The following is a 23,179-nucleotide window of genomic DNA, read 5'->3' as shown; positions in this document are numbered from 1 at the left end:
AGATTTAACCGTTTATCTTGTCCAACAGCCACTCTCCACATTCGTCACACAGTCGGGTCAGCAGAGCCTTTGCATCATCAAGGGAAACAATGCTTGAGATGTGCTTTTTTGCTTGCTTGCGCTTCTCCTCCAATGCGTTAGAATCCGTATAGGATGTTTGTACAGTATTATTGGTAGGCGGTTCGGAAACTATGTCGTTGCTTTGTTGCCAACCATTGCCATTTGTTTTTTGCTGACCATTTGCAGATGAACTTCTTGCAGAATTCCATTGTAATGCCTTCTTCTCCACCTCTTCTTCAGTCCAATAACCTACTGTTGATTGTAGATTTTGCTCGATGAAGTGCTTCACGTCATCCACTTCATCTTCTTGTATGTTGATGAAGTCAAGCTGCATCAGATAATTCTTAAAGCCATCAGAGAAGGCTGCATCCACATTGAGGATGTTCTTCATCTCGAACCTCAGTTCAGAGATGAGGTCTATAGTATCCTTTACTAACGCTGGATTCCGCAGGTCGCGTTCCATACAGATGGTGACGATATTGTCTATCAGTCTGCGCTCTTCATCCGTAATGTTCAGCATGACTGGCAAACTGGCAAAAGCAGCTTCCGAGGCGTATTTCACCGTCCACAGCGGATATCCTTTCTTGCCAAGAAACTCTGATGTAATGGCATAGCGGGCATCTTTCAGACTGGTCACATCCGAATAGTCATTGTTCTTGTTGTTCAGTTTGAAAAGTGATATGAGGTCTTTACACAGTTTGCCTTCCTCGGGAGTCTGGAACTTGAAGTTCAGCTTATTGTTCGATTTCTTGTCGTCCCACACCTTGAACAGCCACACAATATCGTCAATCAATGCATTCTTGTCGCGTGGCTTGCCCTGCATATCGAATATTTTGTTTGCCCAAGGCTTCAGGGCAAAAGCCATCATTGCCATTGGAGCAAAACTACCGTATAAGCCGTATGGGGGCTTCTGCAAAACAGAAAACTTGTCATCAAAGTTGAATGGAAGACTCTTGTCTGCATACTTGATGATACTCTGCACCTTATCATATACAACCTTGAACGGATGGTTCTCTGGCACATCGTCCTTCCACTCCATGTTGTCATCCAAGCACTCTTGTACAAGATATTGTATAGGGCGCATCTGAGCGGTTATAGTTGTCAGTTCGTCCTTTGAAGTGGCAAAGATGAATGTACGCACAATCTCTTTAGAGTTCTGCTGGCGCCAGAATGTTGATGGTGACTTTTGGCGCAACAATTCGCAAGCATCCGGACCATACGGGAATATGGTCGGAGATATCACACTATTGACAATGCTTGAAAGATGCTTCACTGAAATAGGTTGCTTTTCTTCACCGTTTATATATACAACAGCATTGCCACGCTGCACGCTGTCCATCCATTCCTTTACCATCGACACAGCATGGTCGCGGTGTACTTTCTGCTGGTCAAGGAATCCATGACTGCTGGCACAGGCATAGTTAGCCTGGTATTCTATAAACTGCTCATACTTTGCGTCAGTGAGCACCTCGTCAAACACAAGGTACACAATATTCTTTAGGTCCTTGTCGTTCTCGTCTTCGGCACATTTCTCCGCAAAATTGCGCAGCACGCCAAGCTCAGTGTTGTTCCTTGCCATAAGCAATGCGAAAAACATGGCACTTGTCTTGGTGTCCTTTCGCGCATTCTTGATTTGGCTTCTGAGTACGGCTTCGTTCTGATGGTCAGAGAAGAATTTGAATCCATAAGGACGTATAACTTTCTGCATCATCTTTTTCTCAAAGGCAGTGCTGGCGGCATCTGAGAAGTTGAGTACCTGGTCCGTATAGCGATACTGCACATTGCGCATCTCGTTTTTCTTTTCTTCTATCTCGCCAGAAGGCAGGGCTGAGAACTGCACGGAATACAAACCGCCCGGCGCACGTTGTATGATGCCTTGTTCGTTGAACCACTGTAGCACTGCGTCCACCTCACTGTCATAGCATGTCCCAGCAAACAGGGCATGTATGTTGTCCTCCGATGGTGTTACCAGTCCGTTGTTGTTCTCTCCCGACACATTGTTGAAGGCGTTGAGCAACAATATTCCCTTAAATACAGCAAAATAGGCTGCACCTTCATTGCTGACCTGTAGCTTGTATGAGTTGTAGCGTTCCGTAACGGCTCCATAGTTGGTCACATCATCTTGGAATACCTTCAGCACATAATCCCACAGATAGTCTGCCGTGATGGTGTCGCGGTTGAGGAAATGTTCCTCGCTGTCAAGGAATTCTCGTATGGAGTCATTCTGTCCCAAGAACTCGAACACGCTTCGGCTGGATGAACCTACCACAGTGGCATAGTGGGTGGCAAGATTAGCTGTACCCGGATGCAGAGGATATAGATTGAAGAGGTCTTCACGAGTGGACTGCTGGTCGTTGCTGGTAGCGGTAAAAATATCAAGCAACTGCGAATTCATCGTATAGAACTGCTGGCACATCTGCGTATGTCGCTCCTCGTCGATGATTTCAAACTTACGCGACATAATCTTGAATGCCGATACAGATTCCATGTTGTACTTCATGCGGTGGTATCGCCCATCGGTCTGCTTCAGTTGTTCGGAGTCGATGCCGTTGAATGCAGACGGATGCGAGATAAGGAACAGGTAGGAATTACAGTCCTCATTCATGAACTTCTGAGCCACCTCTTGCAATTGTTTCAACACGGGTACACCAATGGCGTCGGTCATAACGTCGGTAAACTCGTCCCAAACAATCAGCAATCCATTATACGTTCCCAACTCTGTCAGACGGTCTTCCACCTCGCCAAGCCATTGTTTGATATTGTCGTTGTTAAGGCGAATGTCGAGTTGTGCCTCACGCAGCGTATCGCTCACGCGGTGGAATATACCAAGGTCGCCGGTCTTCAGGCTTTCTGCCAACTGCTCGCTGTCGGCTACTACAGACGATAGGGCTGTATGGGTGTCAATCAAGTGATTCCATATTTCCTGGTTCTGGCGTATTTGCTCAATGTAGTTTTCATAATCCGTCGGCACAGCTATCTCTATCTTGTGCTTGTGGAGCGTTTCCGTTACCGCCTTCTGCAACACAAGAGCGAGGTCACCGGGATGGGTCATTGCTCCCAGTCCATACACATTGACCGTGAGCAAACGTTTCGTCTCGCGAAGTGAATAAATGGCTTGACGGAGTGTGGCAAACTTTGCGTCCTTATACTCGTAGTCCACCCACTGGCGTATGTCTTCCACGGCATCACCCAGCAAGTGACTGACAACTGCTACGGCATGGCTCTTGCCAGTGCCGTATGTTCCGTTTATCCAAAAACTCTTGTGGTTGTCAATGTCGTTTCCACGCACACTCTTTATGACCGTACGCAACACGTTGTTAAATTGTTCATTGGGGATGAACGAAACCCATTCACCTTTTTTTTCTTCTGCTATGTCGTAAGCGGCTTTGCCACCACGAAGCTTTATTATATCGTCATACTTAGTTGCCATAAGTGTATGATTGGTTTGTTATAGTTATTTTGTCAGGTATCGACTGATGATGTTCTGTTTGATATAATCCCTGTTCTCTGCGTCTTGTAATAGCTCCCATAGCTCATCGTCCAATTTTGCATAGAGAAGATTCTCGCGGAGGTATTTGGCAGAAGGAGAGGATGACATACTCGGAGATTCAAAGTCACGCTTCCATATTAAATGATAGAATGGAGAACTTGCAAGATGATAAAATGGTTTAAGAAATGTTGACAAGCAACATCTTTTCTCACCATAGACCTTCTCATATTGTGAGAAAAACATTTGTTGTAAGTAAACATCATCTAAGCTAAATTTATTACAGCATAACTTACCATACTTGACACATTCAATCAAAGACAAAAGGTATAGTGGCTTTGATAACGAAATCCGTCCTCTATAATTACCCAATGTTAAAGAAAGAATCATATCTGTGTATGTAACAAGTAATGCTTTCATTTCGCTAATGTCTCTAAAGCTTTTTCAGGAGTTAAATCATCTCTTAGTGTAATATGATCCAAACCCATATTTAGTTCTGCCACCAATACTCTGTGACTATCAGAAGAAAGAAAACGCAATTTCTTTTCCAAATCACTTTTTGAAATACCAAATTCCTTATATATTCCGTCCTTTTCATCAGCTTTGTAAAAGTCGGAAACTCTCATCAAGTTGCTTTCCTTTATCTGTGCATATTTGTATAATGAATATGCGACTGCTTCCACCTCAATATCTGAAAATCCAGACCGAGTATATGTGTTCTTGTCAACTTTAGTCATTTGACCAAGTTCCTCACCTATAGGACTCTCCTTAAATGTACGAGTGAGAGCATACACAACATTCTTTATCGTTGTTGTGCTGTCACTGGAATAATCATTCTTTACCCCTTCTCTCAAATCAGCATCAGTGAAATTGCTTCCGAAAGAAACATTCTGCGAATACCAATGTGCTATAGGAGAATTGTACGTCAAGTTTATCCAAATAATTTGCCATACTAAACTTGGATTGTTCTCATATATTTCGATAAGCAACTTTCCAAATGGGGTAATTTCTCTTTTCTTTGTATCAGAAAGAATTTCTGCCTGAACAAGCCATTTTACAAAACTTGGCAACTGCTCCTTGACATTTAGTCCATGATCTGTTGTCTGAAAATAATCGTCATGATTAGACATATAGTAGTCTAACCATTCTTCACGTAATCCAAAATTATTATAACTAATCAGTTTCATTTTACTCTTTGGTGTTTCTGTTATTTTTAATGAATGAGCTACAATACATCCAGTTTCATGGAAATTTAGGCATTTCCCACAATGGATACATTTATTAGTGTCTATTTCGGCTTTTGGTAAAATAGATAATGCACCTGTCGGACATTCTACTTCACAAGCTTCACAATTTATGCAAAATGTGGCCTTATTCAAAGCCCTTTTTATCAATCCTTGCAACGCTAAACTTTTTGCTGTATTTTTGAAAGACAGACTATAAACATCACCATTATTTTCACACTTGTATGAGTATACTTCATTCCTGTATTTGAGTTCTCCTTGTTTTTCAGAACCTGTAAATGGAGCAATAGCGCTAATCCATGTTAAAGGATGCTTCTGTGGTTTGATCAACATGACATTCAAGTCTGGCTTTGAAGACAGAAAGTCAATAGCTGAGGAAGAATGAATGTCACGACCGCCGGCTCGTCGTTTCCAGTTTCCATCTTCAATATAATTTCTAAAATCCTGTACCTTGTTACGTTTTACATTGTCTTCAATTCGTGACAAAAAGGGCTCAAGTTTTTCATGAAAAGTTTGATTAACCACCATGTCATTCCATTCAGAGGAAAAAGGACAAATAATACATCCAACTCTTGTTATACCACGTCTGTATGCAATATTAATTGGAAAGCCATAGCGGAACAAATACAAAAATACTTCAACAGAAGACCAAGATAATATTGGACTTGCATTGATAACAGTCGAATGTTTAACACCTTTTCCAATTCGATTATATCCACTTCTCCTTACAGACTCCTCCGCTCTCACTCCGTCGAATGTCAGAACACGTGCTTGCTTGTTGCCTTCAACTTTCAACATTCGGTACAACGGTGCCGTCTTCATCACTGAGCAGCACCAACGGTGATTGTCACTTGGTGTGCCAATCTTGTCCCAATAGTTCAGTACCGACTCGTGGTTGCGGGCTGTAAGGAAACGGAGAGAAGGAAACTTCTTTTTATAGTACGCCTCCACATCTTTGTAAAGTGCGAGAGAAGGAGGCAGTTCATAGCCGGTGTCGCTATAAATGACCTCAAAGTCTGTAGGAGGAATGGCACGTGTACACAAGTCGAGTACCACTTGCGAATCCTTACCACCAGAGAAGCTTGCTATAAAGCGGTCTATTTTGGTAGATAGTAGCACACGCTTGCCTTCTTTTTCTGCCATAGCAAGAGGCATGATATCGAACGAGTCACAATCCTGTTTAACCACAGCCATGCGTTGCTTGTTCTTCTTTTCCACGCGCTCTGCCATCGTCTCGAAGTCCAGTTTGTTGGCATCTGCCTTGTTGTAGGTTTTATTTGCTTTGGCATACGCCAAATAAGTATCGCGGATAAATTCTATGGCTTCGTTTTCCAATACAAACATTAAGTCGGATGTGCGCTGCAGCATCTTCTTTACATCAACGGGTACAAGCTCCATCGGTTCTATGCCAGGCTGCATTTCCAATGTGGGTTTGGTATAGATATTTGCACCCTTGGCGTCAAAGAGCCTCACTCCCCGATACCAATACTGCTTGTTGACAGCCCACATAATCGGCTCTTCCACATGAGGAAAAGTCCATCCAAGTTTATCAAGCCCCAACAAGTCCAGTTCCTCAAAGAACACAGGACGGGGAGAGATACCAAGTGTACCTTCCACAATACGGGAGTGAAGCAGCACTCCTCCCGTTTCTTTGTCCCATGTTATTTTGTACATTTCGGTTTTACCTCTTAATTCCGCAACACTATTATAAATTAAACCTTTTAAATACCTGAGCAACAAAAAGTTGCCCAAGATTTTTCCATGTCGAAAAATTCACTTATCTTAGTGTTGCAAAATAAACAAGAGAATCCGACGATAGACATGGCAAAAATACAAATTAAATCCGAGAAACTCACTCCTTTTAGAGGAATATTTTCAATCATGGAGCAATTTGACTCCACATTGTCATCTGTAATCGACTTAACCCTCGGTCTGAGGTGTAGGTTGTTCCATTTCATGGCACGTTTTCTCGCCATGGCAGAGCTTAAGTAAACTTAGCTCTGCTCATCTGGCTTAACGAAAACGTTCGTTTCCATCAGAAGGATACGTTGAAGAGGTTCTTTGAGAGATTTGAACAGAACGGAATTACTATCAATCGTTTCAGAGCTGATTGCGGATCATATTCCGAGGAAATCATAGAAGAAGTAGAGAAACACAGCAAGTCCTTTTATATCCGTGCAAACCGCTGCGGTTCGCTCTACAATGACATCTTTGCTCTCAGAGGCTGGAAGACTGAAGAAATCAATGGCATCGTGTTTGAATTGAACTCTATCCTTGTTGAAAAGTGGAAGGGTAAAGCATACCGACTTGTGACTCAAAGACAGAAACGAATGGATGGTGTGCAGGACCCTTGGGTAGGAGAATACACATACCGTTGTATCCTGACTAACGACTATGAATCTTCCGCAAGAGAAATTGTCGAGTTCTCTAACCTTCGTGGAGGAAAGGAACGTATATTCGATGATATGAACAATGGTTTCGGGTGGGACAGATTGCCCATATCCTTCATGGCAGAGAACACAGTGTTCCAAAAACAGCAGCATCAGATTAAAAATATCGCTGTCCGCAAAACTTTTTTTGAGCATAAAGAATTAGGGCTGGATTCATCGCTTGGAATTCAGCCCTTTATTATTGGCTAAACATCCATATCATTGCCATTGTTTTTGGTAACTATATACCTTTCGGGGGTTAAAAGTATATAGTTACCAAATGTTTTATAAAAAGCCGCCATTTCTATCCTCATTCTCTTGCTTGTTTAATAGTCACACCGACCGACCTGATACCCTTGCTTCCCAGCACGATGGACGAGGCGATGTAAATACCTATTTTTGGGTATTGCCGCAGCCTTCTGATTGCAATAACTTTGCATCAAGATAATTATTAGAAGTTAAGACAAGCATGAGAATATACTCCACGCTGCTATTATGGATGATGTGCGCCACCCTGACATGGGCGCAGAATGTAGCGTCGGTCGTCATCGACAGCCGCTCGGGCGACCCCTTGGCTGGGGCAGTGGTGAGCACTGTGGCGCAGGGTAAATGGCAGACCATCACCGACGCCGACGGACGGTTTGAACTTCCCCAGCGGATGGTGGGCACGAAGATACGCATCACCATTTTAGGGTATAAGACGCTCACCGTGACCGCCAAACGACAGGGAATCTACAGGATGTCTGAGGACATAAGCACCCTGGGCGAGGTGGTTGTGACGGCGCGCACCGGACAGGGACAGACGACCTCGTCGGTTATCGGCCGCGACGCCATGAGGCATCTCCAGCCCAACAGCATAGCCGACCTGATGGAGCTGTTGCCCGGCGGATATGCCAAGGACCCCAACATGGGTCAGGCCAATCTCATCACGCTGCGCGAGACCGGCACGATGGGCGCCTATGGTTCGGAGACGAGAAGCAACAACTACTCCATCACCTCGCTGGGCACCCAGTTTGTCATCGACGGCGTGCCGCTGATGACCGATGCCAACCTCCAATACTCGCCCTTGGGCGGCACGCAGTCTTCCTCCTCGTCGTCATCGGCCGAGGCCAGCCGCAATATCACCAACAGTGGCGTAGACATGCGCGCCATCTCCACCGACGACATCGAGAGCGTAGAGGTGATGCGCGGTATACCCTCTGCAGAGTATGGCAACCTGACCAGCGGACTGGTCAGCATACGCAAGATACGACGCGCCATGCCGCTGACGGTACGCTTCAAGGCCGATGGCTACAGCAAGCTCTTCTCGGCTGGCAAGGGAGTCAACCTCAACCGGCGGGGAACGTCGCTTCTCAACATGGACTTAGGCTACCTCGACTCCAAGACCGACCCTACAGACAACCTGGAGAACTACAAGCGTCTGACGGCGTCACTGAGATACACCCTCAAGGCCGACAGGAAGGCATACTCATGGAGTTGGAACTCGGCGCTGGACTATCAGGGATCGTTTGACAATGCCAAGGCCGACCCCGACCTCAACTACGGACACATAGACGAATACCGCTCATCGTACAACCGCATCGCGATGACCAACAACTTCATGCTGAAACCCCGCAAGTCGGTGTGGAGCGAAGTGGCAGTCAACTCTATGGTGAGCCTTCAGACCGATCGGCTCCGACAGACACGCCTCGTGGCTCCGCAGCGTTATGGCATAGTGCCGCTGTCATGGACCGACGGTGAGAACGAAGCCCAGGCGGTCTTTGCCGAGTACATCGCCCACTATCTCTGCGACGGCAAACCGTTCAGCGCGTATGTCAAGGCCAAAGGGGTGATGGGCTTCAAGACCGGCAGAGCCACCCACACCCTCAAGTTGGGCCTCAACTGGGACATCGCCAAGAACTTCGGGCGCGGACAGGTCTACGACATGCACCGCCCGCTGAGCGTCACGGGATGGAGTTCACGCCCGCGCCGATACAAGGACATCCCTTCGCTGCAGAACCTGTCTGCCTTCGGCGAAGAGCAGATGCGCTGGAGTCTGGGCAGGAGCACCATAGACCTCATGGCAGGACTGCGGTTGGCAATGATGCCTGGGCTGGCCAGCCGATACGACATGAGCGGACGCATATATGCCGACCCGCGCATCAATATGGGCTGGCATCTGCCCAAGCTGACGGTGGGCGGCGAACCTATGACCATCTCCCTCAACGCCGGATATGGCATCACCTCCAAGATGCCTACCCTCAACTATCTTTACCCCGACCGTTACTACAGCAATTTCATATCTCTGGCGTATTACGACGCGTCTTCACCGGCACAGAACAGCTGTTTTGTGGTACACACCTACATCCAGGACCCCACCAACTACCACCTCTCTCCCGCCCGCAACCACAAGTGGGAGGTGAGAGTAGACCTCGACTGGCACGACAATACGCTGTCGATAGACTATTTCAGGGAGACGATGAACGACGGGTTCTGATATGCCGCCATCTATGGTTCCTATGCCTACAGGGCTTACGATGTGAGCCAGATGCAGGCAGGCCGCGACTATCACTCGCTGCCCTACACAGAGCGGCAGGTGCTCGACGGCTATCAGAAGGCGGGCAACGGCAGCCGACTGGTGAAGCAGGGCATAGAACTGGCCTTCACCTCGCAGCGCATCCACGCTCTGCGCACCCGTATCAATGTCACCGGAGCGTGGTTTCGTACGCTCTACACCAACAGCCAACCCATGTTCGACGCCGTGAGCACAGTGATAGACAACCAGCCGGTGCGCGAGCAGTATGTGGGGCTTTACGACTGGAACGACGGAAGACTCAACGACCGCGTCAACACCAATGTGACCTTTGATACGCAGATACCCGAGTGGCGGCTGATATTCACCACCTCGGTGCAGTGCATGTGGATGATACGCACCCGCCAGATGTGGAAAAACGGCACGCCCACGGCCTACATCGCAGCCAGCGACGGCCAACTGCATCCCTACACCACGGAGAGCCTCAACGCCCCCCGACTCTCCCAGCTCACCCGCAACTACAACGCCGACCTCTTCCGTCCGTTCACGGTGCCCATGTCGGCCATCGTCAATCTGAAGGTGACCAAGGAGATAGGCCGCATGATGCGCCTGTCGTTCTTCGCCAACAAGATATTGGACTATCTGCCCGACTACACCGCCAATGGGCGCACCATCAGGCGCAATGCCTCGCCCTACTTCGGAGTCGAGGCGGGCTTGAGCCTATAACAGACAACCCTAACAGCAAACAGGAATATGAAGACAAGACTTATACTCTACATCATGGCGCTGAGCGTGCTGGCAGCATGCTCCGACCTGGAGACAGGCAGCACCCGCCACACCGCCACGCAGATTGCCGTTACGCCGCCCGTGGGGATAAGCGGCATGCAAATCAACAGCCAGCAGATAAAGATTACCAATCTCACCACCGGCGTCACCACTACCCTGTCGTCGACCGAGGGCATCACCCTCACCGAGGGGCTCTACGACATGGTCTACTCTGCCGACATCACCTATACCGCCCACAACGCCAACGACGAGACGGCGCAGGCCAAAGGCCGACTTAACGGCAAGGCTGAGAACGTACAGATTACCGGGAGCAGCCGACAGGTGCAGATAGAGACGTTTCTGTCGGCCGACAACGACGACTTCATCATCGAAGAGATATTCTTCGCCGGCACGCTGCGCAGTTCTGGACTGCAGTATTATGGCGACAGCTACATCAAGATTTACAACAACACCGACCACGTGCTCTATGCCGACGGACTGGCTTTCTGCGAGTCGAAGTTCAAGTCTACCCAGTATTTCGAGTACACCCCCGACATACGCAAGGACACCATGACCATCTGGTCGCTCTACGTGATACCCGGCAGCGGTACCGACCACCCCGTGCAGCCTGGCCACTCGCTGCTGCTCTGCGACACGGGCATAGACCACCGCAACGCCAACCCCAACTCCTTTGACCTGAGCGCCGCCGACTTTGAGTGGTACGACGTTTCCACCCACCCCGAGCACATGGACATCGACAGCGAGACGGTGCCCAATCTCGACAAGTGGTATTGTTATACCGAGTCGTTCTACGTGTTGCACAACCGAGGATTTACCTCCTACGCCCTGGCGCGTATTCCTATCGACAAGGCGCAGTACCTTAAGGACTACAAGTATACCTATTATTATACGATGTATCTGCCTGCCGGCACATTCCCCATGCAGCAGGATGCGTACAAGATGCCCAACGCGTGGATTGTCGACGGGGTCAACTGCAGCATCGAGGCCAAGCGCCTGTGGAATATTCTGCCCCCGTCGGTCGACGCAGGCTGGACCCACTGCGGCAAGATTGACAAGGATGAGACCCGATACTTCCGCAGCGTGCGCCGGAAGCTCCAGTATCTCAACGCCGACGGCACCATGCACCTGCTGGACACCAACAACTCGACCGAGGACTTCAACACCGAGTGCATACCCTCTATCGTCGAGCTGCAGCATACCGCCATCGACGCCGCTGGTACCAAGGCGAACACTGTGACCTATGATGGCATAACTCCCAAGCAGTAGAAGATGAAACACGATACCTCTACCACCTCCATGACGGTGCTCCTTGCCACAGCCATGCTCATGGCAGCGCCCGTCACCCTCACGGCGCAGCAGAATGACAGCTCCCACACCTCGCTGTCGGCACGTATGTGGCAGACGCAGATGCCGTCGGCCGATTTCGGTGCCGCGCTCTACCTCAACCCAGCCATGCAGAGCTACCGCTACAGCGCCTCTATCAACAGGCTGCAGGTAGGCATGGACTACAGCAAGGCTTCACGCCCCGCGCGACTCGAAGACGGCACGGGCAGCAGCATGGGTTACGGCTGCATCGACGCCTATCTGCACAAGGGCAAAGCCACGCTGTGGGGCAATGCGGCTTACCGCAACGGCACCACGCGCAACGTACGCTTCAGCGAGACCACAGACTACCAGCTGCTCTACCCCTACCTGATGGCCGACACCGTGGGGGGCAACACGCATGGTGAGTATTACCACTTTATGGGTGGCTTCTCCTATCCTTTGGGCCGATGGAACATCGCTGCCGAGGGCGAATACACCGCCCGGATGGAGTTCCGCACCCGCGACCCACGCCCCAAGAACCTCTCGGGCAACCTGATGGCTCGGGTGGGCGTCTCGACCCAGGTGGGCACCGGCGTCATGGGCATGGCTGTGAGCGCCCGACGCTACAAGCAGACCAACGAGTTGAAGCTCTACAACGAGGTGAGCATGCCCACCATCTATCACCTCACGGGCATGGGCAACGACTACTACCGTTTCAGGGGAGCCAACACCTCTACCTACTACCAAGGCCACTCTTTAGGGGGCATGCTCAGCTACCGCCAGCGACGCGACAGCCAGCGTGGTGCCTTCGCCCAGGCGGGATATGAGTTTACAGAGATTGAGAAGATTATCTCTTCGCTCAACCAGCTGCCTCTCGCCACGCTGCGGCTGCATCGGCAGGACGCCACGGCGGGATGGCTGTCGACAGTGGGGCGCCACACGTTGGGCTTGCGGCTCAGCGAGGAGTGGCAGCGGCGCCAGGGCTTCGAGCACATCTTCGGCACGGCTCAGGATAATATCTACCCGCAGATAGCCATTGCCGAGATGTACCGCCTCACCACCCTGCGCATAGGTGCCGACGCGCTCTGGCAGCACGCGCTACCCATAGCCAGCCGCCGGGGCTACTGGGCGCTGCAGGCGGGTACCGCCTACTGCGACTACCATGAGGAATATGCCGAACCTTATCGGCAGTTGCGGGTAAGGTCATGGCAGTCGGCACTGACGCTCACTGCCGCGGTAGAGTCTCGCCACATGCTCACCCGCCTCCAGGCCACCGCCTCGCGGACATGGCATACCGACGCCCGCGCCGACCACATCGAGGGCACTATGGCTACGCCGGTGATGCATGCCTATGAGACCCTCGCCCACCCCGCCTGGTCTACCGGCGCCGCCATCGAGACCTCCTACAAGGCCAGCCCGCGCTTCCACCCCTTTGTGCGCGCCGACTGGCGCTACAGCCGCTATGCGCTGACCGCTCACGGCATGGGCCTGACCCTGGCTGCGGGCATATATTTCTAACGGAATGACAATGACAACATAGACAAATAATAACCAAAACACAAACAAGTATGAAGAAAATTACACTCTTTCTGGCAGCATTTTTCATGCTCGCCACCGCATCGCTGGCAGAGACCCAGCCTGCAGTGACCTTCAACTGGGCACACACCGTAGACGGCGCCACATCGGCTGGCGACAACATCATCGGTATGGTCAAAGCCTCGGGCGGCGACTACTATGTGGCTACCACATGGGGCACCAACTCCGGGGCCTCACAGGTCAACCTCTGGTTTGACGGCGAACAGGTCACTGGCGCCGACGGCGCCGCCATCGTGGGTAGTCCTTACACGGGCACCAGCCAAAATGGCAATATGTTTCTGCAGAAGGTGAGCAACGCCGGATCTATCGTCTGGAACGCCTATACGCGCAAAGGCGACATCGCGCACGACAAGTCGCACATCGTCTCTACCAAGGACGGCGGACTGCTGGCTGTGCTCAAGACCCGCGCATGGGTGGCAGAGGCTGGCTATGACAACCTGGTAGAATATGTAGACCCCACGGGCCATGTGACCACCATCAAGGACATGGGCAATGTCAGCGGCGAGTACCGCTACCTGGTGCTCAAGATAGCCGAGAACGGCAGTCTGGAGTGGTCGCGCCTCATCGCGGGCAAGGTAGAGAAGCGCAAGAAGGGATTCACCAAGGACAACATGTCGGTCTATGGCGTGGCTGTCGACGAGGATGGTGGCATCTATCTCACCGGTAACTTCCGCACCGAGATGTATCTGAAGAAGACCGACGGAACCGTAGAGACACTCACCGCAAAGAACACTACCGAATGGGATGGTGACTCTCAGGGTGTGGTGGGCGACCTTTTCCTTGCCAAGTTAGACAAGGACGGCTACTTTGTCAAGAGCCTTACCGCAGAGGGCATCGCCGCCAGCGCGTTCCTGGACAAGGTGGTCTATGCCAACGGCAACCTCTACTTCAACGGACGCATAAAGGGTAAGGCAGGCAACGAACTGACACTGGGCGGCAAGGCTGTAAGCGTCACCAACGACTGCGAGAACATCCTGCTGGCATCGGTCAGCGCTGCCGACCTCAGCGTGGGCTATGTCAAGACCATCACCCCCGTGGGCAGCAAGAAGACCATACATAACAACGGTTGCCAATGGATAGACGGATATGTCTACTTCACCGGTTCGTCTATGGGTGGACTCACCGGACTCTACGAGAACAGCAAGGGACAGCACAAGGGCTACATCCTCAAGATGGACCCAGCCACAGGCGAGGTGGTCAAGAGCGCCATACGCCTGGATGGCGGCATAGGCAAGTTCTATGGCGTCTATCTCAACGGCTCCACGATGTATGCCTTCGGCTATGACATGACCGGTGGTGCTCTGCTGGTGCCTGTAGATGCCGCCACACTCTCACTGGGTACCGCCATCACGCTGTGTAAGTATGGTATAGTGGCTGCCGGCTGCACTCCAATCATAGACGGTGAGAACATGGTAGTGGCCAACCGAGGCAGAAACACCGCGACGCTCTATGGCACCGACTACTCATACACCGGCAACAAGAACTGGGCGATGATATACTACAGCTACAAACTGGCTGGCACATCGGTAGGCATCGGCACGACCACCGCCGAGAGCCAGAAGGGCAAGACAGATGTCTACACGCTCGACGGACGGCTGGTAAAGAGTGCCCAGAGTTATGACAAGGCGGTAGGCGGACTCGCCCAGGGCGTCCATGTCATCGGCAACAAGAAAGTGACCATCCGCTAACCACGACCCGCCATGAAGAGACAACTGTTATCACTCCTGGCCATCACCCTCATGCTCCCTGCCGCGCTGTCGGCACAGACGGTGAAGCAGGACGAGGCCGTGCGCACGGGTAAGTTGAAGAACGGACTCACCTACTACATACGCCACAACGCCAAGGAGCCTGGACTGGCCGATTTCTATATCGCCCAGCGGGTGGGCAGCATTCTCGAGGAACCCCGCCAGCGTGGTCTGGCTCATTTTCTGGAGCACATGGCGTTTAATGGTACCAAGCACTTCCCCGGCAAGGGCAAACGGCTGGGCATAGTGCCATGGTGCGAGTCTATAGGTGTGAAATTCGGAGCCAATCTCAATGCCTACACCTCGGTAGACCAGACCGTCTACCACATAGGGGCTGCCCCCATCGGCCGTGAGGGCATCGTAGACTCTTGTCTGCTGGTGCTCAACGACTGGAGCCACTACATACTGCTCGAGGACAAAGAGATAGACAAGGAGCGTGGCGTGATACGCGAAGAGTGGCGCAACCGGCGCTCGGGCATGGCGATGCAGCGACTCATGGAGCGCGTGATGCCCAAGATATACCGCGGCTCCAAGTACGAGGACTGCATGCCTATAGGCAATATGGATATCGTCAGCAATTTTCCCTATCAGGACCTGCGCGACTATTATGACAAGTGGTACAGGCCCGACCTCCAGGCGGTGATTGTGGTGGGCGACATAGATGTAGACCGCATGGAAGCCAAAATCAAACGGCTCTTTGGCAAAATTCCCGCCGCCAAGAACCCGGCAGAGCGCATCTACTACCCCGTAAACAGCAGCGACCGCATGATAGTGGCGATAGAGAAAGACCGCGAGCAGCCCATCGCGCTGGGGCATCTCTACATGAAGCGCGCAGCAACGCCCCGCGCAGAGAAGACCACCATGGACTATCAGCGCGACGGATATATGGAGGGGCTCATCGTCAGCATGCTCAACAGCCGACTGGCAGACAAGGGCAAGGAGACCGTCAACCCGCCCTATATGAGCAGCACGGTGCGCGACGGAATGTTCTTCGTATCGGGCACCAGCGACGCCTTCAGCCTCAGCATAAGCTGCAAGCAGGACAACATACTGGGTGGCATCGCTGCGGCTGTGGCTGAGGTGGAGAGAGTGCGCCAGCACGGATTTACCACCGACGAACTGGCAAGGGCAAAGGCCATCTATCTCAACGCTGCCCAACGGCGCATGAAGATGGAGGGCGACCGCCGCAACAGTAGTCTGGTCAAGCAGTGTGTAAACAACTTTCTCGACGGCGAACCGATACTCTCGCCCGCCTACAGTTATGAGTTGATGCAGAAGATGGACCAAGAGGTAACCCTCAAGGACATAAACAGCCATATCGGCGCCATCATCACCGACCGCAACCAGGTCTTCGTGCTCTACGGCCCCGACCGCAAGGAGGTGCTGCTGCCCTCCGAGACAGAGATAGAAAAGACCATCGCCGAGGCGCAGCGCCGGCAGTATGACGCCCACGTAGACGCCCACACCGCGACAGCCATCATGGACAAGATGCCCACTCCGGGCACAATAGTGAAGGAAGAGGCTACGGGCAAGTGGGGCATGACGCGGCTCACGCTGAGCAACGGGATGGAGGTGTATGTCAAGCCCACCGACTATCAGGCCGACGTGGTGACCATGACCGTCAAGGGCGAAGGCGGAACATCGCTCTACCCCGACGCCGACATCCCCAACTTCGCGCTCTTGGCAAGTGCCATCACCGAAGGTGGCGTGGGCAGCATGACAAGCACCCAACTGCGCAAGGCGCTTACGGGCAAGTCGGTGAAGGTGGCACCCGCGATAGGCCAGTCGTCACAGCGCATCACGGCGACATCGTCGGTGAAAGACCTGGAAACGATGCTGCAACTCACCTATCTCTACTTCACAGCTCCAAGACGCGACTCGGTGGCATTTGAAGTACTGAGAAACCGCACGCGGTCGTTTCTGACCAACCGCAGTGCCAGTCCGAAGGTGGTATACAACGACAGTCTGAGCGCGGTGCTCTATGGCAACAACCTGCGCACGGCGCCCGCCACACGGCAGATGGTAGACCGCGCCGACTATGGCCGCATCATGGAGATATATCGTGAGCGGTTTGCCGACGCATCGGCGTTCAAGACGGTCATCATAGGCAATGTGAGCATAGACAGTCTGCGCCCGCTGCTCTGCCGCTATCTGGCAGCGCTGCCCGCCACCCACAAGGGCGAGAAGGCCGACAAGAGCCGTCTGCCACGTATGGTGAAGGAAAACAAGGTGGTGAAGTTTGGCCGCAAGATGGCTACGCCAGTGACCCAGGTCAACATCATGTACACAGCAGACATAGACTTCTCGCCCCGTGCCGACCTGACGCTCGACATCATGCAGCGCTGTCTGCAGATAGCCTATACCGACTCGGTGCGCGAGGACAAGGGAGGCACCTATGGTATCGGCGTGAGCTTTGAGCTGGACAAGGACGAAGAGCCCAATGCCCTGCTGCGCATAAGCTATAAGACCGACCCCACCCGCTATGACGAACTCAACCCTATCGTGTACCGACAGCTGCAGCACATGGCCACCGACGGACCCATAGCATCGTCGATGGACAAGGTAAAGCAGTATCTGAAGAAGCAGTATGCGCAGAACGCCATGACCAACGACTACTGGAGCTACATCATCTGGCACCAGATAGACGACGAGGCCGACTTTGACACGGGCTACTGCCAGATGGTAGACAGCATCACGGCCCACGATGTGCAGCAGATGGCGCAGACGCTACTGAAGCAGAACCACCGCATAGAGGTGACCATGTGCTCGGAATAGCAACGGGCAACAGCCAGGCTGCTGACCATCTCTGCAAGCAAGGAGGGTACCTCTACAAGCGTGGAGGGTACCTCTGCAAGCGTGGAGGGTACCTCTGCAAGCGTGGAGGGTACCTCTGCAAACGTGGAGGGTACCTCTGCAAGCGTGGAGGGTACCTCTGCAAGCGTGGAGCATACCTCTGCAAAAGCGCTGACCGCGAAGCGGAGTGTGCCAGTGATATCGACTGATGGAAATGACCGCATCTGCCGAAGCTGCAACCATCATTGGCGGCTCGTATCAATAGGCACGTGGACACGTATCGAATGACACGGGAGCACGCATCGTAAGGCACGCGCTCACGCATCAAACGATACGAGCCGACAACGATGGTGAAAATACTTATATCAATGGTTGGCAAGGTCGCCATAGTGGCCTTGTCAACCATTGTTCATTTACTACCACTTCGTAAGCATTGTCAGCAAAACGCTAACTATTTTCTGTTTTTTCTTCATTTTTCCTACGAATCTATTCATTATTGTCAAAAAAGTATTACCTTTACAGCCGAAAAAAGTGAAGACATCGGCTGAGCCGTGGCAAAAGGCCGTGGCAAAGCAGATGATACAGGGTACAATAATCTGCATACAACCAGTATTCGTAGACCAAATAAACTTTTATCCAATATGAACAAGCAGACAGCAGAAGATAATGAGATTAGGGCAAGTTGACATCTCGACGTGAGTGTCACTTGGCTTAACGGGTGACAACGAGAATGAAGACCATAGAAGAACCAAAAATAATTATAACAAAGTAGAAACATGTGTGGAATAGTAGGATATATAGGTCAGTCTGACGCCTACCCCGTCCTCATCGAGGGCTTGAAGAGACTGGAGTATCGTGGATACGACAGCGCGGGAGTGGCGCTGATTGGCAATCAGGATAACCTCAATGTGTATAAGACTAAAGGAAAAGTAAGTAATCTGGAAGCATTGGCAGCTGACAAGGACTGCAGCGGCCACATAGGTATAGCCCACACGCGCTGGGCAACCCATGGAGAGCCGTCGGCAGCCAATGCCCACCCTCATGTGAGCATGAGTGGAGAGCTGGCGTTGGTGCATAACGGCATCATCGAGAACTACCAGGTGCTGAAAGAGCAACTCGCAGACAAGGGCTATACGTTCAAGAGCTCTACAGATACCGAGGTGCTGGTGCAACTCATCGACCATTACTACCAGCAGAACGGAAAGGATTTGGTCTCTGCCGTATGTCAGGCTCTGAACGATTCCATCGGCGCCTACGCCATAACCGTGATGGAGAAAAAGGACCCAGGGCATATCGTGGCTGCCCGACAGTCAAGTCCGCTGGTGGTGGGCGTGGGCAAGGACAACAAGGACTTCTATATCGCCAGTGACGCCACCCCCATCGTGGAGCACACCAACAAGGTGGTGTATCTCGAGGATGGAGAGATAGCCGACATCAGAGTGGGAGAAGAACTGAACATCATCAACCTCGAACATGCCTCGTGCAGCTATACCATCAAGACCGTGGACCTGGACATCAGCAAACTCAGCAAGGGCGGCTTTGACCACTACATGCTGAAGGAAATCTATGACCAGCCCAACTGCCTGAAGGACTGTATGAGCGGCAGGCTCATCGTGGACAAGGAGCATCCGGAAAACAACCATATCGTGCTCTCGGCGCTCAGAGACTATCGCGACCAGCTGGTAAACGCCAAACACATCATCATCGTAGCCTGCGGAACGAGCTGGCATGCCGGACTCATAGGCAAGCAACTCATCGAGAAGATGTGTCGCAAGCGCGTGGAGGTGGCTTACGCCAGCGAGTTCAGATACATGGACCCCGTGATAGAGCCCGAAGATGTAGTGATAGCCATCAGCCAGAGCGGCGAGACCGCCGACACGCTGGCAGCCATAAAACTGGCCAAAGAGAAGGGGGCGCTGATTTTCGGCATCGTCAATGCGGTGGGGTCGTCTATAGCCCGCGAGACCGACACCGGCGTCTACATCCATGTGGGCCCGGAGATAGGCGTGGCAAGTACCAAGGCTTTTACGGGGCAGGTGACCGTGCTCACGCTGCTCGCACTGGCTCTGGGACACGAGCAAGGCACGCTCGACGACGCCGACTACCATGAGATGATAGAGGAACTCTCGGAGATACCGCAGAAGATGGAGAAGGTGCTGGAGCAGGCGCCAATGATAAAGTCGTTGGCTCTGATGTTTACCTACGCCCACAACTTCCTCTACCTGGGACGTGGCATGAACTTCCCGGTGGCTCTGGAGGGCGCATTGAAGCTGAAGGAAATCAGCTATATCCATGCTGAAGGTTACCCCGCCGCCGAGATGAAACACGGCCCTATCGCCCTGGTAGACCAAGATATGCCCATCGTCTTCATCGCCACCCACCATCAGCTCTATGAGAAGATAATCTCTAACATGCAGGAAGTGAAATCAAGAAACGGCCGCATCCTCGCAATTGTCACCGAAGGCGACGAGCTGGTGAAGAACATCGCCGACAACGAGATAGAAATCCCCAAGACCCAGAATGCACTGATACCACTGCTGAGCGTGGTTCCGCTGCAGCTCCTCGCCTACTACGTGGCGGTGGACAAAGGTCTGGATGTGGATATGCCAAGAAACCTGGCAAAGAGTGTGACCGTGGAGTAAACGGAGTCTATGACAGGACTGCCCACGGCGGTCATCAAGGGATGGAGTTCAGTTACGGAATCGATGCAGACGGCTCCGAAAAAGCGGTTTTTTCCCACCAAGAGCGTCACTTTTTGAACAAATCGCTCCCTGATTGCTAAAAAAGTATTAACTTTACGGCAGAAAATAACAAATGAATCATAAATAACACAAACCATTATGGATGCACAAAAAGTAGACATGTTTATCATGGCCAATGGCAAGTATTTTGCCGAAGAGAAGATTTCCTTTATTCGTACCAGGCTGCTCGAGCTGGACGACTTCCATGTGGGTGCCAATCAGCAGCCTGCAATTTAAGAGTCCCACGGTCGCCCTCGTCTTGTCCATCTTCCTGGGATGTTACGGCATTGACCGCTTCTATATCGGTCATATCGGCTTGGGAGTTGCCAAGCTGCTTACTTGCAGCGGAGTCGGATTCTGGTATTTCATCGATTGGTTTTTGATTTTAGGGGCTACTCGTAATGAAAACCTCAAAAAGTTCGAACCTCTGCTCTTATAAGAAATTCTATATCCTGTCGACCATCATCTACGCCATCGCATGTGCATGGGTGATGGTGGCATACTGCACTGAGGGGCAAAGCGGCTTGGTCGTTTGCCCCTCAAAATTAATCTACCACATCCCGTGCCCGGGCTGCGGCATGACCCGTGCCACGCTGCTGGTGATACATGGCCACTGGGCAGACGCCATCAAGATGAATCCCAATGTGGTAATATGCATGGTAGGCATCATCATATTCCCCATCCTGCTGGTTGCCGACATGGCGAGAGGCACTGCCTGTCTGCATCAAACATATCAGAAAATAGAGCATCTGCTGCACAAGCGACTCGTCATCTCGCTCATCCTGCTCTTCGAGTTGGCTATTATGGCACACAACTACGTATGCGGTATATGAGGCGTGGATGAAGGGGCTGATGCCGGGTAAGGCGATGGAGATGAAACCAGTTTAGGGCTGGATTCCACGTATGGAATTCAGCCCTAAATGGTATTTGACGGGCAACAAACCCTTAATAATCAAGTTCAACGTCTTTGCCAAACGGCGCAAGCGCCAGCCCAGCCATCTTGAAATGCTGCTTGCCCCAAGGGATGCCAATAATGGTAATATAAAGGAACAATCCGAAAATTGCGTGCATGAGCCAGGCAAAGATACCTCCACACATGAACCAAATGAAATTCATAAAAACGCGGAGGCAACCAGTGGGGCTTTCCGTGGGAATGACTCTGGCACCAAACGGCCAAAGGCAAAGCAGCCCAATCTTGAACGCCTGCATCGCAAAAGGGATGCCGATGACAGTAATGGCCAAAGCCAGACTACCCGTAAAATAGCCAAAGGCTGCCTCAAGGCCGCCACACAACAACCATACAATGTTAGCAAGCGTTTTCATATTCCTATTTATTTTAGTTATTAAGTTAATGGACGCATCCCCCACCCTGCCGCCTGAATAAGATATGCAGAGCGACGCACGATGAGACACCAGATTGCTGGTGATAATCACCAAGGGCAAAGATACGGCTTTTTTGAATATTACACACAACTTCTGCATACTTTTTGATGCTCAGAAGGAAAAAACAGCACATCAGAGATAACCGCAAATGCAGAAATAATCACGCTCCTGACAACAACTATCCACAGGGATATGGACGGGCAAACAGCATGAGGAAAATCGGCCAGGCCGACATCAAACAACCTGCATCATTGGTTGCTAAAACATCCCAAACAGGCATGCTGCAAAGGATCATACAATGGTATGGGCATAATAGATAGCATCATACTATAAAGAACAATCAGTTGAATCTATTCTACAATCTCCCTCTGACGAAAGATGGTCATTTGGAACTAAATCTTGACTACATTTACAAGTCTTCGAATGATGACCAGGCTGTCAAATCCTCTAATAAAGATGAAGCAAATAAGTTTCATATTCAATACGACGGAAATTATAATGTCTATCTATGTATCAGCAAATTACAACTATCGCATAGAGGAGAATGTAAACTTCTACCTGAAGATGAATTATACAAGCAAGACTGAAGATGCGGGTTGCAGACAATACCCGTCATTGTGCGCCAGCGCTGGCATTACTTTCTGTTTCCCGGACAAGACATTACAGCTGAATATAGCTTGTCATGACTTGTTCCGTAAAGAGTACTCTGATTGGGAAGTCAGGTACTACAACATAAACAACAAACAAAAGAACAATGTGGACTCGCGATTCTGTTCTATCTACTTGAAATACAATATCAACAAAATGCCACGTAAGAATAAAGTCAAGGATGTGGATAATGTATTGAACAGATTATAGGCATACGCGACCATTTTCCTACACACCAACAAACCGTAATCATTATTTCGCGAGCCTACCCCAACCAGTCTGTAAAGATAAGTATACAGTCGTACACCTTATCCAGGAATCTCCCTATCCGTTGCTTAATGCCTTTCCAATATATTCCCTTCATATTAATAAGACTATTTCTGTTATCTATACTCAAGCAAATCTTTTGGTACACCATAACAATTTGAATGAACTATAGATTCATCTATA

15 protein-coding genes and 1 pseudogene are annotated in these 23,179 nt (G+C 51.0%); 13 read left to right on the top strand and 3 right to left on the bottom strand.

Annotation, left to right across the window (positions count from 1 at the left end):
* Nucleotides 1-4 precede the first annotated feature (4 nt).
* Nucleotides 5-3,490 (bottom strand): hypothetical protein, encoded by a 3,486-nt coding sequence (locus CIK92_RS12670; protein ID WP_022309959.1) that lies wholly within the window; start codon nt 3,488-3,490, stop codon nt 5-7.
* A 473-nt stretch (nt 3,491-3,963) separates the two neighbouring features.
* Nucleotides 3,964-6,465 (bottom strand): phosphoadenosine phosphosulfate reductase family protein, encoded by a 2,502-nt coding sequence (locus tag CIK92_RS12665; RefSeq protein WP_022309961.1) that lies wholly within the window; start codon nt 6,463-6,465, stop codon nt 3,964-3,966.
* A gap of 147 nt (nt 6,466-6,612) precedes the next feature.
* Between CIK92_RS12665 and CIK92_RS12660 the strand changes: the two are divergent.
* The 12 genes and pseudogenes from CIK92_RS12660 to CIK92_RS12615 all read left to right on the top strand — a co-directional run.
* Nucleotides 6,613-7,421 (top strand): annotated as a pseudogene (locus CIK92_RS12660) (transposase); the annotation flags it as partial.
* A gap of 268 nt (nt 7,422-7,689) precedes the next feature.
* Nucleotides 7,690-9,696, top strand: a complete 2,007-nt coding sequence (locus tag CIK92_RS12655; RefSeq protein ID WP_254046099.1) for a TonB-dependent receptor plug domain-containing protein — start codon at nt 7,690-7,692, stop codon at nt 9,694-9,696.
* A gap of 42 nt (nt 9,697-9,738) precedes the next feature.
* Complete coding sequence (locus CIK92_RS14125) at nt 9,739-10,458, top strand: hypothetical protein (protein ID WP_254046098.1); 720 nt, start codon at nt 9,739-9,741, stop codon at nt 10,456-10,458.
* Nucleotides 10,459-10,485: 27 nt separating this feature from the next.
* Nucleotides 10,486-11,784, top strand: coding sequence for a DUF4876 domain-containing protein (locus tag CIK92_RS12650; protein WP_094389316.1), 1,299 nt, complete (start codon nt 10,486-10,488; stop codon nt 11,782-11,784).
* A gap of 3 nt (nt 11,785-11,787) precedes the next feature.
* On the top strand, nt 11,788-13,341 hold the full coding sequence (locus CIK92_RS12645; protein WP_094389315.1) for a DUF6850 family outer membrane beta-barrel protein: 1,554 nt from the start codon (nt 11,788-11,790) through the stop codon (nt 13,339-13,341).
* 50 nt (nt 13,342-13,391) lie between these two features.
* Nucleotides 13,392-15,107: an SBBP repeat-containing protein gene (locus tag CIK92_RS12640; RefSeq protein WP_144289450.1), complete on the top strand. Its 1,716-nt coding sequence runs from the start codon at nt 13,392-13,394 to the stop codon at nt 15,105-15,107.
* Between the two features lie 12 nt (nt 15,108-15,119).
* Nucleotides 15,120-17,939 (top strand): pitrilysin family protein, encoded by a 2,820-nt coding sequence (locus CIK92_RS12635; RefSeq protein WP_094389313.1) that lies wholly within the window; start codon nt 15,120-15,122, stop codon nt 17,937-17,939.
* A complete protein-coding gene (locus CIK92_RS13555; protein ID WP_144289449.1) occupies nt 17,927-18,166 on the top strand; it encodes a hypothetical protein in 240 nt (79 codons plus the stop codon). Before CIK92_RS12635 ends, CIK92_RS13555 begins: the two co-directional genes overlap by 13 nt.
* Nucleotides 18,167-18,733: 567 nt before the next feature.
* Nucleotides 18,734-20,599 (top strand): glutamine--fructose-6-phosphate transaminase (isomerizing), encoded by a 1,866-nt coding sequence (gene glmS / locus CIK92_RS12625; protein WP_094389311.1) that lies wholly within the window; start codon nt 18,734-18,736, stop codon nt 20,597-20,599.
* Nucleotides 20,600-20,797: 198 nt separating this feature from the next.
* Nucleotides 20,798-20,935 (top strand): hypothetical protein, encoded by a 138-nt coding sequence (locus CIK92_RS14120; RefSeq protein WP_254046097.1) that lies wholly within the window; start codon nt 20,798-20,800, stop codon nt 20,933-20,935.
* Complete coding sequence (locus CIK92_RS12620; RefSeq protein ID WP_254046096.1) at nt 20,904-21,137, top strand: TM2 domain-containing protein; 234 nt, start codon at nt 20,904-20,906, stop codon at nt 21,135-21,137. The genes CIK92_RS14120 and CIK92_RS12620 overlap by 32 nt, the downstream gene beginning before the upstream one ends.
* Nucleotides 21,100-21,531, top strand: a complete 432-nt coding sequence (locus CIK92_RS12615; protein ID WP_094389310.1) for a DUF2752 domain-containing protein — start codon at nt 21,100-21,102, stop codon at nt 21,529-21,531. The genes CIK92_RS12620 and CIK92_RS12615 overlap by 38 nt, the downstream gene beginning before the upstream one ends.
* A gap of 112 nt (nt 21,532-21,643) precedes the next feature.
* Here the strand turns inward: CIK92_RS12615 and CIK92_RS12610 are convergent, their stop codons facing one another.
* On the bottom strand, nt 21,644-22,021 hold the full coding sequence (locus CIK92_RS12610; RefSeq protein ID WP_094389319.1) for a YccF domain-containing protein: 378 nt from the start codon (nt 22,019-22,021) through the stop codon (nt 21,644-21,646).
* Between the two features lie 483 nt (nt 22,022-22,504).
* Here CIK92_RS12610 and CIK92_RS14250 point away from each other — a divergent pair, with 483 nt between their 5' ends.
* The gene (locus tag CIK92_RS14250) at nt 22,505-22,939 is read left to right on the top strand and encodes an outer membrane beta-barrel protein (RefSeq protein WP_094389309.1); all 435 of its coding nucleotides are present in this window, start codon (nt 22,505-22,507) and stop codon (nt 22,937-22,939) included.
* Nucleotides 22,940-23,179: the final 240 nt, after the last annotated feature.

Origin of the sequence: Prevotella sp. P4-67, assembly GCF_002251325.1 — a bacterium.
Classification (GTDB): domain Bacteria; phylum Bacteroidota; class Bacteroidia; order Bacteroidales; family Bacteroidaceae; genus Prevotella.
This window is presented reverse-complemented; position numbering and strand designations above follow the sequence as displayed.

Coding starts and splice junctions, on each gene's coding strand:
- CIK92_RS12670 (WP_022309959.1), bottom strand. CDS start 3,490: ATGGCAACTAAGTATGACGATATAATAAAGCTTCGTGGTGGCAAAGCC.
- CIK92_RS12665 (WP_022309961.1), bottom strand. CDS start 6,465: ATGTACAAAATAACATGGGACAAAGAAACGGGAGGAGTGCTGCTTCAC.
- CIK92_RS12655 (WP_254046099.1), top strand. CDS start 7,690: ATGAGAATATACTCCACGCTGCTATTATGGATGATGTGCGCCACCCTG.
- CIK92_RS12650 (WP_094389316.1), top strand. CDS start 10,486: ATGAAGACAAGACTTATACTCTACATCATGGCGCTGAGCGTGCTGGCA.
- CIK92_RS12645 (WP_094389315.1), top strand. CDS start 11,788: ATGAAACACGATACCTCTACCACCTCCATGACGGTGCTCCTTGCCACA.
- CIK92_RS12640 (WP_144289450.1), top strand. CDS start 13,392: ATGAAGAAAATTACACTCTTTCTGGCAGCATTTTTCATGCTCGCCACC.
- CIK92_RS12635 (WP_094389313.1), top strand. CDS start 15,120: ATGAAGAGACAACTGTTATCACTCCTGGCCATCACCCTCATGCTCCCT.
- glmS (WP_094389311.1), top strand. CDS start 18,734: ATGTGTGGAATAGTAGGATATATAGGTCAGTCTGACGCCTACCCCGTC.
- CIK92_RS14120 (WP_254046097.1), top strand. CDS start 20,798: ATGGATGCACAAAAAGTAGACATGTTTATCATGGCCAATGGCAAGTAT.
- CIK92_RS12620 (WP_254046096.1), top strand. CDS start 20,904: ATGTGGGTGCCAATCAGCAGCCTGCAATTTAAGAGTCCCACGGTCGCC.
- CIK92_RS12615 (WP_094389310.1), top strand. CDS start 21,100: ATGAAAACCTCAAAAAGTTCGAACCTCTGCTCTTATAAGAAATTCTAT.
- CIK92_RS12610 (WP_094389319.1), bottom strand. CDS start 22,021: ATGAAAACGCTTGCTAACATTGTATGGTTGTTGTGTGGCGGCCTTGAG.
- CIK92_RS14250 (WP_094389309.1), top strand. CDS start 22,505: ATGATGACCAGGCTGTCAAATCCTCTAATAAAGATGAAGCAAATAAGT.